Raw genomic sequence first — 13,493 nt, forward strand, 5'->3', positions numbered from 1 at the left:
AAGGGGGCGGCGTTCGCACGGCGGACGCCGCCCCCGCCCCGCCGCGCCCCTCAGCGCCCCGATCTCGCGGGCAGCGCCTGCACGGCCTGGTCCAGAGCCTGGAGGAAACGATTGGTCGTGGCCCGGTCGCGGACCGCGAGCCGCAGCCACTGCGGCCCCAGCCCCGGGAACGTGTCCCCGCGCCGCGCCGCGAAGCCCAGCAGCCGCAACCGCTCCCGGACCTCCGCCGCCCGCTCGAGACGCACCAGGACGAACGGCCCCCGGGCCGCGTCCACCACCTCCACCTCGCTGAATTCGGCCAGCCCGGCGAGCAGATGGGCCCGGTCCACCTCGATCCGGTCCGCCGCCTCGGCCGCCTCCACCAGCGCCCTCGGCTCCATGCAGGCCTCCGCCGCCGCCAGCGCCGGGGACGACACCGGCCACAGCGGCTGCGCCTCGGCGAGCAGCGCCACGGTCTCCGGAGCGGCCAGGACATAACCGATCCGCAGCCCGGCGAGCCCCCACGTCTTGGTGAGGCTGCGCAGCACCACGAGCCCCGGGATGTCCGTCCGGTCGCACAGCGCCTCTGCCTCGCCCGGCACGACGTCCATGAACGCCTCGTCGACCACCAACGTCCGCCCCGGCCGCGCCAACCGCTCCAGCAGCGCCGCCGGGTGCAGCACGGACGTCGGGTTCGTCGGGTTGCCGATCACCACGAGGTCGGCCTCCGCGGGCACCGCCTCCGGGTCGAGCAGGAATCCGTCCTCGGCGCGCAGCAGCACCCGGCCCACCCCGTGCCCGGCCGCCCGCAGAGCCGCCTCCGGCTCGGTGAACTGAGGATGCACCACGACCGGAGAACGGGCCGGAAGGGCACGGGCGATCAGGACGAACGCCTCGGCCGCGCCCGCCGTCAGCAGCACCCGTTCCACCGGCACCCCGTGCCGGCCGGCGACCGCGGCACGGGCGGATGACCCGTCCGGGTAGGAGGCCAGCGAGGTGAGCGATGCGGCTATCCGCTCGCGCAGCCACTCCGGGGGGGTGTGGGTGCGGACGTTCACGGCGAGATCGGTCAGATTCAAGCCGCGCACCTCCGCGTCGCCGTGGTGGCGCAGGTCAGGCCCTGCGCTCTCGATGTTCCGCGTGGGGGGATTCATGGCAGCCATGGTGAACGGGTGGGAGCCCGACGTCACCGGTGAGGTGGAAGTTTTCCTCCCGGAAACCTCGAAAGTCCCGGCGACCGCCGGAAACCGGCGGGCCACCGCGCAGGTCGCCATTCCCCTGCCGGTGGCCTTCCCGCCCGGGGCGCGGGTCTTCGGCACCACCAGTTCGTCCGCGTCGATCAGCGCCGCCGCCTCCGCGACCGACGGGGTCCCCACCGCGGCGTCCACCGTGCCCGAGGGGTGCGGCACCCGGACGGCGGCCAGCGCCCCGGCCGGATGGGTCCGCAGCGGCACCCCCAGCCGGGCCGCCGCCCCCACGATCCCCGGCTCGTCCGCCCTGGCGTCAACCGTCGCCACCTCCAGCACGTCCGCCGCGTCCAGCCCCGCCCCGCTCAACACCGCCTCGATCAGGGCGAACACCACATCGCCGGGGGCGCCCCGGCGTGCGCCGACCCCCACCACCAGACTGCGGGCCCCGGACTCCGGTCCGGTGCCGACGGATGCTCCGGTCATCGGCGGAGTCCTGCCTTTCAGGTCATACGTCCCGGTGGTGCGGGGGAGGAGGCGGCGGAGCCGTTCCGTATACGGAAACAGGCGGTGGGAGGGGTACGGCGGACGCCGCCGGTAAGGACACCCTGAGATGCGGAGAGAGGCCCCGATCGGCTAGCAAGGCCCCATGGCGGTGTTCGTCGCGCTCGGCGCGTTCCTGATGACTCTGGCCGGCGGCTGGGTCGCGCAACGCGTCACCGACCGCCGTCACCTGGTGCTCGGCCTCGCGGGCGGGCTGATGCTCGGCGTGGTCGGACTCGACCTCCTGCCGGAGGCGATCGAGGCGGCGGGCACACCGGTGTTCGGGGTCCCCGCCGCCCTGCTGCTGTTCGTCGGCGGCTTCCTGGCGGCCCATCTGGTGGAGCGGCTGCTCGCCGGACGCCAGGTGGCACACGGGGCGAGCGGCCACCACGGCGACCGCGTGCCGCAGGTGGGGCTGACGGCGGCCGCCGCGATGGTCGTCCACAGTCTGATGGACGGCATCGCGCTGGGCGCCGCCTTCCAGGTCAGCGGCTCCATGGGCGTGGCCGTCGCGCTGGCGGTGATCAGTCATGACTTCGCCGACGGATTCAACACGTACACCCTCACCAGTCTTTACGGGAACGCCCGTCGCAAGGCGCTCCTGATGCTGTTCGCGGCCGCCGCGGCACCGGTCGTGGGCGCCGCGACGACGCTGCTGTTCACCCTTCCGGAGGAACTGCTCGGCGGCTATCTCGGCTTCTTCGGCGGAGCGCTGCTCTACCTGGCCGCTGCGGAGATCCTTCCCGAGGCGCACCACACCCATCCCGCCCGCTCCACCCTTCTCTGCACCATCGGGGGCGTGGGCTTCATCTGGCTGGTCGTCGGCATCGCGGAGTGAGCCACGCGTACGCCCGAGCGCCCCGTCACGACGGGCGCGCCCCCCGGACGGTGGGTTCACCGCGCCCGGCAGTGCTCGACGAACCGCCGGGCCACCCCGGGCGACGCGGCCCAGTGGGTGTGCAGATAGCTCGCGTGAACGCCCCGCTGGACGTACCCCTCGACCCGCCGCTCCGGCTGGTGCATGCCCCAGGCGGGCGTGGTCCCCGCCCCCGGCTCCAGCACCGTGCGGTGGAACTCATGGCCGCGCATCCGGGTCCCCGCCACCGCCAGCGCACTGTCCGACACGGCCACCGCCTGCCGGTACCCGAGCGTGAGCCGCTCGGACATCCGGGCCTCGGCGTCCAGCACCCCGCACATGGGCTTCCCGTCCAGCTCCCGCGCCAGATACAGCAGCCCCGCGCACTCGGCCGCCACCGGGGCGCCGCTCAGGGCCAGTTCCGTGACCGCCCGCCGCAACGGCTCGTTGGCCGACAGCTCGGGGGCGTACATCTCCGGGAACCCGCCGCCGATGACGAGCCCCGCCGTGCCCCCCGGCAGCTTCTCGTCCCGCAGCGGGTCGAAGACCACGACCTCCGCGCCGGCCGCCGTCAGCAGCTCGGCGTGCTCCGCGTACGCGAAGGTGAACGCCGCACCGCCGGCCACGGCCACGACGGGCCTCTCAGCGCCGGCCCTCCGGGCGTACTCCGGCTCCCACGTCTCGTCCGGCAGCGCCGGCGCGGTCCGCGCCAGCGCCATCAGCGCGTCCAGGTCGCACCCGGCGCGCACCCGCTCGCCCATCGCCGCCACGGCGTCCACCGCTTCGGAGCCCCGCTCGGCCACCGGGACCAGCCCCAGATGGCGCGAGGGCGTGGCGACCTGAGGCGCCCGCCGCAGCACGCCCAGGACCGGCAGCCCCGACTCGTCCAACGCGTCCCGCAGCAGCGCCTCGTGCCGGTCCGATGCCACCTTGTTCAGGATCACCCCGCCGATCCGGACCTCGGGGTCCCAGGAGGCGAACCCGTGCACCAGGGCCGCCACCGAACGGGACTGCGAGGAGGCGTCCACCACCAGCACCACGGGCGCGCGCAGCAGCTTCGCCACCTGCGCGGTGGACGCCAGCTCCCCCTGCCCCGATGCGCCGTCGTACAGCCCCATCACGCCCTCGACCACGGCGAGGTCGCACCCCGCCGACCCGTGCGCGAACAGCGGGGCGATCAGATCCGTCCCGCACATGTACGCGTCGAGATTGCGGCCGGGGCGTCCCGTCGCCAGCGAGTGATAACCCGGATCGATGTAGTCCGGCCCCACCTTGTGCGGGGAGACGGCGAGCCCGCGCGCGGCGAAGGCGGCCATCAGACCGGTGGCGACGGTGGTCTTGCCGCTGCCGGAGGCCGGGGCGGCGATGACCAGACGGGGCACATTTACCACTCGATGCCCCTCTGGCCCTTCTGCCCCGCGTCCATCGGGTGCTTGACCTTCGACATGTCGGTCACCAGGTCGGCGGCGTCGATCAGCTTGTCCGGCGCGTTGCGGCCGGTGATCACCACATGCTGGGTGCCGGGCCGGTTCCGCATCACCTCGACGACCTCGTCGGTGTCGATCCAGCCCCAGTGCATCGGGTAGGCGAACTCGTCGAGCACGTAGAGCTTGTACGTCTCGGCCGCCAGGTCGCGCTTCACCTGCTCCCAGCCCTCGCGGGCCTTCTCCTCGTTGTCCAGCTGACCGTCGCGCTGGACCCAGGACCAGCCCTCGCCCATCTTGTGCCAGTCGACGGTGCCGCCCTCGCCGCTCGCTCCGAGGACCTTCAGCGCGTTCTCCTCGCCGACCTTCCACTTCGCGGACTTCACGAACTGGAACACCCCGATCGGCCAGCCCTGGTTCCAGGCCCGCAACGCGAGCCCGAAGGCGGCCGTCGACTTGCCCTTGCCGATGCCCGTGTGGACGAACAGGAGCGGGCGGTTGCGCCGCTGACGGGTGGTGAGTCCGTCGTCCGGCACCGATGTCGGCTGTCCCTGTGGCATTAAGCGGCCCTCCCGGCTGCGGTGACGTCCTTGACGAGCCCGGCGATCGAGTCGGCCCGCAGCTCGTCGAGCGTGACGGCGGTGCCTCCCAGTTCCCGGGCGAGTTCCCCGGCGAGACCGAGGCGTACGTACCCCGACTCGCAGTCCACGACGACGGATGCCGTCCCCTCCGAGCGGTGCAGCCGCCCGGCCCGCCCCGCGAGCGCCACCGGCTCCGGCCCGCCGGTCGCCCGGCCGTCCGTCACCACGACGAGCAACGGCCGCCGCGACGGATCGCGCAGCCGCTCCACCCGCAGCACGTGATGAGCCTTGAGCAGCCCCGCGGCCAGCGGTGTACGCCCCCCGGTCGGCAGCGACTCCAGACGAGAGGCGGCCGCGTCCACGGACGAGGTCGGCGGCAGTGCCACCTCCGCCTCCTTGCCGCGGAAGGTGACCAGACCGACCTTGTCCCGCCGCTGGTAGGCGTCCAGCAGCAGCGACAGCACGGCCCCCTTGACCGCGCTCATCCGCTGCCGCGCCGCCATCGAGCCCGACGCGTCCACGACGAACAGCACGAGGTTGCCCTCACGCCCCTCCCGGGTCGCCTGCCGCAGATCGTCCCGGCGCACCACGAGCCCCCGCCCCGAGCGCCCGCGCGCCCGCTGGTGCGGGGCGGCGGCCTGCACGGTCGCGGCCAGATGCAGCTTGGTCAGCGACCCCTGCGGGCGGCGGGCGCCGGTCGTACGCCCGTGCTCGGTACGGGCCCGGGAGCGCCGTCCCGCAGCGCCCTCGCCGAGCCCCGGCACGCTGAGCATCTTCGTCCGGAAGGGCTCGGCGGACGCCACCGGCTGCTGCTCGGCCCCGGTGGAGCGGCCGGGCGCGTCGGGGCCGCCTTCGGGAGCCCCGGGCGGCGTGCCGCTGTCGCTGCCGCCCTCGCCCTGCGGCGGCGTACGGTCTCCGTCGGCCTGCGGCGGCACACCACCGCCACCACCGCCGTCATCGTCCCCGCCGCCGTCGGGATCGGGATCGGGATCGGGCTGGTCGCCACCGTCGTCGCTCTCCTGCGGAGCGGCCTCGTCCAGGGTCTGGTCGAGCTTGTCCTCGTCCAGCCCGGGTGCGTCGAACGGGTTGCGGCGACGCCGGTGGGGGAGCGCGAGGAGAGCGGCCTGCCGCACATCGTCGGCGGTGACCTCCTCCCGGCCCGCCCAGGCGGCCAGCGCGGTCGCGGTACGGGCCATCACGATGTCGGCCCGCATCCCGTCGACCTCGAACGCGGCACAGGTCGCGGCGGTCTGCCGCAACACGCCGTCACCGAGCACGACGCGGGGCAGCAGGGCGCGCGCGGCGGCGATGCGCTCCCGCAGGGCGCTCTCCTCCCCGGCCCAGCGCGCGGCGAACCCCTCGGGGTCGTCGTCGTACGCGAGCCTGCGCCGCACGACCTCGACCCGTTCGTCGGTGTCCCGCGACGCGGCCACCTCGACGGTCAGTCCGAACCGGTCCAGCAACTGCGGCCGCAGCTCGCCCTCTTCCGGGTTCATCGTGCCGACCAGCAGGAACCGTGCCGCATGCCGTACGGAGACGCCCTCGCGCTCGACGTACGAGGCACCCATGGCCGCCGCGTCCAGCAGCAGGTCCACCAGGTGGTCGTGGAGCAGGTTGACCTCGTCGACGTACAGGATCCCGCGGTGCGCGTCGGCCAGCAGCCCCGGCTCGAACGCCTTCACGCCCTCCGACAGCGCCCGCTCGATGTCCAGCGCCCCCACGAGCCGGTCCTCGGACGCGCCGACGGGCAGCTCCACGGTCCGCGCGGCCCGCGACACACCGGCGGCCTCCGCGTGCGGCCCGTCGGGACACGCCGGATCGGGGGAGCCGGGGTCACAGGAGAACCGGCACCCCGGTACGACGGAGACCTCCGGCATGAGGGCGGCGAGCGCGCGCACGGCGGTGGACTTGGCGGTCCCCTTCTCGCCCCGCACGAGCACCCCGCCGACAGCCGGACTGACCGCGTTCAGCAACAGCCCGAGCCGCAGGTCGTCCTGCCCGACGATCGCGGTGAAGGGATACGGCGTACTCACTTGGCCTCCTGGTCGACATGGACAACAGCTGCTTCCCCGAGCCCTTGGGGCTTTGCGTCAGCGGACCGGGCAATTTCAAGACCCTGGGCGGGCCTTGCTTCAGCGGACCCGGCCATCTCAAGCCCCTCCGGCGATTGAGGAGCGGGGTCCGGGGCAGCGCCCCGGCTCGCCGAACCACCCGCACCCGCACCCGCGTCGGCCCCCGGCAGGGCCGGCGCCCCCGGCGGCACGAACGGCAACCCCGCAGGCGCACCCTTCTCGATCAACCGCCACAACGCGTCCGTGTCCGCGTGCTCCTCCACCAGATCCCCCAGCCGATCCAGCTGCTCCTCCCGCAACACCCCGAAACTCGTGTCCGGCGCCGGCACGAACCGCCGCCCGGCGGCCCTGGCCACCTCCACCAGGAACCGCCGCCGGAACGCGTCGCTCTCCAGCGACCCGTGCCAGTGCGTCCCCCACACCGCCCCCACCCGGCACCCGTCGAGGAACGGCTCCCCGCCCCGCACGTCGGCCACCCCGTGGTGGATCTCGTACCCCTCCACCGGCTCGCCCAGCGCCGTACCGACCGGCCGGGCCAGCGTCTTGTCCCGGTCGAAGCGGACGCGCACCGGCAGCAGCCCGAGCCCGTCCACGACGCCGGCCCGCGACTCCACCTCGTCCTCGATCCGCTCGCCGAGCACCTGGAACCCGCCGCAGATCCCCAGCACCGGCCGGCCCTCCGCGGCCCTCCGCACCAGCGCGTCCGCGAGGCCCCGCTCGCGCAGCCAGGCCAGCGCCTTCACCGTGCCGCGCGTCCCGGGCACGATCACCAGGTCCGCGTCGGCCAGCTCCTCCGCCCGGTCCACGAACCGCACGACGACGCCCGGTTCGGCGGCCAGCGCGTCCACGTCCGTGAAGTTCGACATCAGCGGCACGGCGCAGACCGCCACCCGCAGCACGTCCTCGCCGTGCGGGGGAGCCACGACCGACTCCCGGACCGCACCCCGCAGGGACACCCGCAGGCCGTCCTCCTCGTCGATACCGAGCCCGTGGGCGTAGGGCAGCACCCCGTACGTCCGCCGCCCGGTCAGCCCGTACAGCATGTCCAGGCCCGGCTCCAGGAGTGAGACGTCGCCCCGGAACTTGTTCACCAGATACCCCGCGACCAGCGCCTGGTCCTCGGGTCCCAGCAGCGCCGTCGTCCCGAAGAACGACGCGAAGACGCCGCCCCGGTCGATGTCCCCCACCACCAGGACGGGGAACTGCGCGGCCCGTGCGATTCCCATGTTCACGATGTCCGTGCGCCGCAGATTGATCTCGGCCGGGGACCCGGCGCCTTCACAGATCACGGCGTCGTAGGCCGACCTCAGCTCCTCCAGACAGCCCGTCACCGTCCCGAGCAGCGTTTCCTGCCGCCCTCCGTGGTAGCCCCGGGCGCTCATCTCTCCCACCGGCTTGCCCATCAGCACGACCTGGCTGGACCGGTCGCTGCCGGGTTTCAGCAGCACCGGGTTCATCAGCGCCGTCGGCTCCACCCGGGCGGCCTGCGCCTGCATCGCCTGGGCCCGCCCGATCTCCGCGCCCTGGCGGGTCACGAAGGAGTTCAGGGACATGTTCTGGGCCTTGAAGGGCGCGACCTTCACGCCCCGGCGCACCAGCCACCGGCAGATGCCCGCCGTGACGACGCTCTTGCCCGCGTCCGATGTGGTCCCCGCGACCAGCAGCCCGCCGCTCATGCCCGCTCCCGTTCCCGTACCGCGTTCCGTGCCGGACCGTTCATGACCGTCACCGCTTCCGTCCTGTCGACGACCGCCCCGCGACCACGCGTCCCACGACCATCCGCCCCGCCACGCACACGCCGAGGGCCAGCGTGCTCACCCGGCGCGACAGCCGTACCGCGCGTTCGATGTCCGCGCCCCGCACGTCCCGCCCGGACGCCCCGTTCAGCACCGGCCGGTGCTCGACGCGCCCCGCGTACGCCAAGGTCCCGCCCAGCCGTACGCCGAGCGCCCCCGCGAACGCGGCCTCCACCGGCCCCGCGTTCGGGCTCGGGTGACGCCCCGCGTCCGCCCTCCAGGCGCGTACGGCCTCCCGGGGCCGCCCGCCGCCCGCCACGGCCAGGGCGGCCGTCAGCCGGGCGCCGGGCCATCCCGCGAGGTCGTCCAGGCGGGCCGAGGCCCAGCCGTAACGGCGGTAGCGGGGCGACTTGTGGCCGACCATCGCGTCGAGCGTGTTCACCGCCCGGAAGCCGACGAGCCCCGGCACCCCGCCGATCGCCCCCCACACCAGCGCGCCGACGACGGCGTCCGAGGTGTTCTCGGCGACCGACTCGACGACCGCGCGGGCGATGCCCGGACCGTCCAGGGAGTGCGGATCGCGGCCGCACAGGTGCGGCAGCCGCTCCCGCGCCACCTCCAGGTCACCGGCGGCCAGGGCGCCGCCGATCGCGCGGGCCTCCCGCCCCAGCGACGTTCCCCCGACGACGGACCAGGCGGTGGCGGCGGTGAGCGCGACGGCGAGCGCGGGGCGCCCCCGCACGGCGCGCGCGGTCAGCGCGGCGGCCCCCACGGCGCCTCCGGCGCAGACGAGGGTGTGCAGCGTGCCCCGGCCCCGGTCGTCTCGCCACAGCAGGGACTCCACCCGCGCGGCGGCGCGGCCGAATCCGGCGACGGGGTGGCCCCGGCGGGGGTCGCCGAGCAAGGCGTCGGCGATCATCCCGGCCGTGGCGCCGTACGCGAAAACGCGGTCGGCACGCACGGCTCAGCCGGTCGCGGGGAGAGATGTTCCGGCGCGAGGGCCTGACGTGGGGGGCATGGGAAGCGGCGCACGGCGGCCGGGCATGGCGTTGTCCTCACTCAGGGTCCGCGCCCTGGTTCGACGTGACCGGCGACGAGAGTCTCCTGGCTTCCGGATCCGCGGTTCCCCCGGCCTTCCAGCCCACGTGAGCGGGCCGTGACGTTCCGGTGTGGGGGAGCGCTCCCCGGTGACAGTGGCGGGACCGCGCCGGATTCGCACCGGCTTCCTCTGCTGTCGCCGTAAATGGCTCCGGCAGTCCACCACGCCCCGCGAACAACCGTCAACTCGCTGTTGACCTGCGAGGCTCCACTGTGCGCAGACGCACATCGGGCCGGACACACGAGGGTGTGTCCGGCCCGAGAGAGTGCGGGGTACGGGGTCAGGCGACGATCAGGTAGATCCCGTACGCGACCGCCGCCACGCACGCCGCGAAGCAGGCGTACGCGCCGGTGCGCGCCAGCGCGACCGACCCTCCGGAGGCGCTGCTTCCGGCCGTGGCGGACTGCTTGGAGAGGGCGACGATGCCCAGGGTGAAGAGGCCGACCAGCGCGACGGTGACCACGAGGCTGACACCGAACACGGAGGCGAGAGCTGCCCAGTCGATTTTCATGCGGATCTGTCCTTACACCTTGGCCGGCGGCCGGGCCGGGTCGTCGGGCGACGGGGCCGGGGCCGGGACGGCGGTTGCGAGGTCGGCGGCAGGGCCGCCGATGGGCGGCGGCTGGACCGCCGCCATGGCGGTGGTGACGACGCCCTGGGGCTCGCCCTCCCCGTCCGTGTCGTTGACGTTGGTGTGGTCCACCGGCTGACGGCGTGAGGCCACCCAGATGGCGAACGAACCGCCCACCAGGATGACCGCCGTGACGGCGATGCCCCAGGGACCCTGCTTGGTCAGGAACTCGGCGCCCGCGCCGATCAGACCGGCCGCCGGGAGCGTCAGCCCCCAGGCGACGAACATCCGGGTGGCGGTGGACCAGCGGACCACGCCCCCCTTGCGGCCGAGGCCCGCGCCCATGACGGCGCCGGAGCAGGACTGGGTGGTGGAGAGGGAGAAGCCGAGGTGCGAGGAGGCCAGGATGACCGTCGCAGCACTGGTCTGAGCGGCGAAGCCCTGCGGCGGCTGGAGGTCGGTCAGCCCCTTGCCCATCGTGCGGATGATGCGCCAGCCGCCGAGGTAGGTGCCGAGCGCGATGGCCACACCGGCGGAGACGATGACCCACAGCGGCGGGTTGGAGCCAGGGGCGAGGACGCCGCTGGTGACCAGGGCCAGCGTGATGATGCCCATCGTCTTCTGTGCGTCGTTGGTGCCGTGGGCGAGCGAGACGAGACCGGCGGAGGCGATCTGTCCGGTCCGGTAGCCCTTGGCCGTCGACTTCAGCTGGCCCTCGTCGGTGACGTTCCGGTTGATCCGGTACGTCAGTCGCGTGGCCAGCATCGCGGCGAGGCCGGCGACCAGCGGGGCGGCGATCGCCGGGAGCAGCACCTTGGTGACGACGGTGCCGCCGTTGATCGAGGACCAGCCGGCCGACATGACCGCGGCGCCGATCAGACCGCCGAACAGGGCGTGGGACGAGCTGGAGGGCAGGCCGACCAGCCAGGTCAGGAGATTCCACAGGATGGCGCCGACGAGCGCCGCGAAGATGACCTCGGTTCTGATGCCGTCCTCGTTGACGATCCCGCCGGAGATCGTCTTGGCGACCTCCACCGACAGGAACGCGCCGATCAGGTTGAGAACGGCGGACATCGCCACCGCTGTCTTGGGTTTCAGGGCGCCGGTCGAGATGGTGGTCGCCATCGCGTTGGCGGTGTCGTGGAAACCGTTCGTGAAATCGAACACGAGAGCTGTCACGACCACAATCGCAAGCAGCAGCGTGATGTGTTCCATTTACCCAGGCAATCGTTCGACGTCAGTGGCACGTGGACCGTAGGCAACCTGGATGAACGGAAGATGAACTGAGCAGGGCATTGCGGTGACCCCAAACGGAGTGTGTTGCCTCCGCTTGTCCGTGGAGGGGGCTGCGTGATGTCTGAGGGGCGGGGCGTGGGCTGCCCTCTGCCACTAGTTGGCGAACATTTTGAACGGTTGTTCGGCACCCGGAAGAGACCTCCGTCACCTGTCATGTGACGTTCCGGTTGCGCCTCTTGACCCCTACGCTCGCCCCATGAGCGAGCAGTACCCGGAATCCATCGGCCGGACCTGGCTGGACGTCGTCGAGACCGCCCGCCGCAGCGCGGCGGACGGCCTGGTCGTCGGCACCTCGGGCAATGTGTCGGCACGCGTCGGCGACCTGGTCCTGGTCACGCCCAGCGGGGTGCCCTACGACCGGCTCGGCCCCCGGGACGCGGTCGGAGTCGATCTGGAGGGCCGCCAGATCCTCGGCGACCTCGGGCCGACCAGCGAACTCCCCCTCCACCTGGCCGTCTACCGCTCCACCGACGCCGCCGCCGTGGTCCACACCCACGCCGTGCACGCCACCGCCGTCTCCACCCTCGTCACCGAGGTGCCGCTCGTCCACTACGCCGCGGCCGTCCTCGGCGGCCCCGTCCGCACCGCCGCCTACGCCCGCTACGGCACCCCGGAACTGGCCGAGGCCATGCTCGGGGCCCTGGAGGACCGCACCGGCTGTCTGCTGGCCAACCACGGCACCGTCACCTACGGCGACACGCTCGACCAGGCCTACGAGCGCACCGCCCAACTGGAGTGGCTCTGCCGCCTCTGGCTCACCGCGAGCTCCGTGCCCGGCCGCACCCCGGCCCTGCTCGACACGGCCCAGCTGGACGAGGTGACGGAAGCGCTCAAGGGATACGGCCAGCCCGGCTGATCCGCGCACCGAGCCCGCCCCCGGCGCCTCGCGGACCACCGGAGCCATGGTCCGGCCCGCGTCCGCCCCGGACGGCCCCGCCCACTGGCAGCCCGCCTCCCGCCGCACGACACTGGAGCGGTGCGCCCGGTAACCGCGACGGCAACGGCCGTCACCACGATCCTCGGCGTCGGTGCGACAGCGGTCGCGGCCGGCCGGTACGCCAGCGACGTCGCCCTCAAGGCGGCGCCCGGACGTCCCCTCCCCGCCGACCGCAGACTCACCGTGCACGCCACGGCGGCCGGACAGGTCACCCTGACCCGGTCCTTCTCGGCGCTCAGGCCCGGCACCTACGGCCTGTCCGGACCCAGCGTCCACGCGGTCGTCGGGCCCGTCGTCGAAGGGGCCTCCCAGGCCGCCGACACCGTCGTCCGCAGGCTGGAGAGCGTCGGCCGGGGGCTCCTCGAACCGGGCGTGAAAGTGCGGCTCACCCCCGCGCTGTACGACGGTGACCCGAGCGCCGACCTGGGCCTGGACCACCAGGAGGTCGAGATCCCCGGCGAGCTGGGAACCCTGCCCGCCTGGTACGTCCCCGGCGCCCGCGACACGTGGGTCATCACCGTGCACGGCCTCGGCACCACCCGGGCCCACCCCATGAACCTGATGCCGTTCCTGCGCGGACAGGGCTTCCCCGTGCTCGACCTCGCCCACCGGGGCGACCCCGGAGCCCCCCGCCCCGCGGACGGCCTCGGCCACTTCGGCGCCTCCGAGTGGCGCGACCTCGACGCCGCCCTCCGCTGGGCCCTGCGCTACGGGGCCCGCAACGTGATCGTCCACGGCTGGTCCACCGGCGCCACCATGGCCCTGTACGCCGCGGTCGAGTCCCCGCTCCGCGACCGGATCAGCGGCCTCGTCCTCGACTCCCCGGTGCTGGACTGGGCGGTCACCCTGCGCGCCCTGGCCGCGGCCCGCGGCGTCCCGGGCGCCCTGCTGCCGCTCGCCGTCCGCGCCGCCCAGGGCAGGACCGGACTGAACGCCGCCCCGCTGCTGGAGACCTCGGCGCCCGCCTCCCTGCGCACCCCGACCCTGATCCTGCACGGCCCGGACGACACCATCGCCCCCTGGAGCTCCTCCCGCGAGCTCGCCGCCAGGCGCCCGGACGTGGTCAGCCTCCACGCCGTACCGCAGGCTCCGCATGCGTCGATGTGGAACGCCGGCCCGGCCCGCTACGAAGAGACCCTGCGACGCTTCCTCACGCCCCTGATGTGAGCCGATGGAGTGAACTCTCCCGCTTGCCGTCGCACCGGGGGAACC

The 13,493-nt window shown here is 73.8% G+C and carries 11 protein-coding genes and 1 riboswitch; of the genes, 3 read left to right on the forward strand and 8 right to left on the reverse strand.

Annotation, left to right across the window (positions count from 1 at the left end; genetic code table 11):
- Window positions 1-50 precede the first annotated feature (50 nt).
- Window positions 51-1,652, reverse strand: a complete 1,602-nt coding sequence (gene cobC / locus N7925_RS28935; protein WP_274345625.1) for an Rv2231c family pyridoxal phosphate-dependent protein CobC — start codon at window positions 1,650-1,652, stop codon at window positions 51-53.
- A 163-nt stretch (window positions 1,653-1,815) separates the two neighbouring features.
- On the opposite strand from cobC, the gene N7925_RS28940 reads away from it, so the two are divergent.
- The gene (locus tag N7925_RS28940) at window positions 1,816-2,547 is read left to right on the forward strand and encodes a ZIP family metal transporter (RefSeq protein ID WP_018957698.1); all 732 of its coding nucleotides are present in this window, start codon (window positions 1,816-1,818) and stop codon (window positions 2,545-2,547) included.
- A 56-nt stretch (window positions 2,548-2,603) separates the two neighbouring features.
- Here the strand turns inward: N7925_RS28940 and N7925_RS28945 are convergent, their stop codons facing one another.
- The 7 genes from N7925_RS28945 to N7925_RS28975 all read right to left on the reverse strand — a co-directional run bounded on the left by N7925_RS28945 (window position 2,604) and on the right by N7925_RS28975 (window position 11,263).
- The gene (locus tag N7925_RS28945; protein ID WP_274345626.1) at window positions 2,604-3,956 is read right to left on the reverse strand and encodes a cobyrinate a,c-diamide synthase; all 1,353 of its coding nucleotides are present in this window, start codon (window positions 3,954-3,956) and stop codon (window positions 2,604-2,606) included.
- Entirely contained in the window at window positions 3,950-4,549 is a 600-nt protein-coding gene (gene cobO, locus N7925_RS28950; protein WP_255385297.1) for a cob(I)yrinic acid a,c-diamide adenosyltransferase, read from the reverse strand. The genes N7925_RS28945 and cobO overlap by 7 nt, the downstream gene beginning before the upstream one ends.
- On the reverse strand, window positions 4,549-6,603 hold the full coding sequence (locus N7925_RS28955; RefSeq protein WP_274345627.1) for a putative cobaltochelatase: 2,055 nt from the start codon (window positions 6,601-6,603) through the stop codon (window positions 4,549-4,551). Before N7925_RS28955 ends, cobO begins: the two co-directional genes overlap by 1 nt.
- On the reverse strand, window positions 6,600-8,318 hold the full coding sequence (locus N7925_RS28960) for a cobyric acid synthase (RefSeq protein WP_274345628.1): 1,719 nt from the start codon (window positions 8,316-8,318) through the stop codon (window positions 6,600-6,602). The genes N7925_RS28955 and N7925_RS28960 overlap by 4 nt, the downstream gene beginning before the upstream one ends.
- A gap of 49 nt (window positions 8,319-8,367) precedes the next feature.
- Window positions 8,368-9,339 (reverse strand): cobalamin biosynthesis protein, encoded by a 972-nt coding sequence (locus tag N7925_RS28965; RefSeq protein WP_274345629.1) that lies wholly within the window; start codon window positions 9,337-9,339, stop codon window positions 8,368-8,370.
- 137 nt (window positions 9,340-9,476) lie between these two features.
- Window positions 9,477-9,606, reverse strand: a riboswitch (cobalamin riboswitch).
- A 151-nt stretch (window positions 9,607-9,757) separates the two neighbouring features.
- Complete coding sequence (locus N7925_RS28970; protein ID WP_265602347.1) at window positions 9,758-9,988, reverse strand: hypothetical protein; 231 nt, start codon at window positions 9,986-9,988, stop codon at window positions 9,758-9,760.
- Between the two features lie 12 nt (window positions 9,989-10,000).
- Window positions 10,001-11,263, reverse strand: coding sequence for an inorganic phosphate transporter (locus N7925_RS28975; protein ID WP_265602348.1), 1,263 nt, complete (start codon window positions 11,261-11,263; stop codon window positions 10,001-10,003).
- A gap of 277 nt (window positions 11,264-11,540) precedes the next feature.
- Here N7925_RS28975 and N7925_RS28980 point away from each other — a divergent pair, with 277 nt between their 5' ends.
- Window positions 11,541-12,200 carry a class II aldolase/adducin family protein gene (locus N7925_RS28980; protein ID WP_265602349.1) on the forward strand — a complete coding sequence of 220 codons (660 nt, stop codon included), beginning with the start codon at window positions 11,541-11,543 and terminating at the stop codon, window positions 12,198-12,200.
- 120 nt (window positions 12,201-12,320) lie between these two features.
- Window positions 12,321-13,448, forward strand: a complete 1,128-nt coding sequence (locus N7925_RS28985) for an alpha/beta hydrolase (RefSeq protein WP_265602350.1) — start codon at window positions 12,321-12,323, stop codon at window positions 13,446-13,448.
- Window positions 13,449-13,493 lie beyond the last annotated feature (45 nt).

Origin of the sequence: Streptomyces sp. CA-278952 (assembly GCF_028747205.1) — a bacterium.
In the GTDB taxonomy this organism is placed as follows: domain Bacteria; phylum Actinomycetota; class Actinomycetes; order Streptomycetales; family Streptomycetaceae; genus Streptomyces.

Coding starts and splice junctions, on each gene's coding strand:
- N7925_RS28970 (WP_265602347.1), bottom strand. CDS start 9,988: ATGAAAATCGACTGGGCAGCTCTCGCCTCCGTGTTCGGTGTCAGCCTC.
- N7925_RS28940 (WP_018957698.1), top strand. CDS start 1,816: ATGGCGGTGTTCGTCGCGCTCGGCGCGTTCCTGATGACTCTGGCCGGC.
- cobC (WP_274345625.1), bottom strand. CDS start 1,652: ATGACCGGAGCATCCGTCGGCACCGGACCGGAGTCCGGGGCCCGCAGT.
- N7925_RS28960 (WP_274345628.1), bottom strand. CDS start 8,318: ATGAGCGGCGGGCTGCTGGTCGCGGGGACCACATCGGACGCGGGCAAG.
- cobO (WP_255385297.1), bottom strand. CDS start 4,549: ATGCCACAGGGACAGCCGACATCGGTGCCGGACGACGGACTCACCACC.
- N7925_RS28975 (WP_265602348.1), bottom strand. CDS start 11,263: ATGGAACACATCACGCTGCTGCTTGCGATTGTGGTCGTGACAGCTCTC.
- N7925_RS28980 (WP_265602349.1), top strand. CDS start 11,541: ATGAGCGAGCAGTACCCGGAATCCATCGGCCGGACCTGGCTGGACGTC.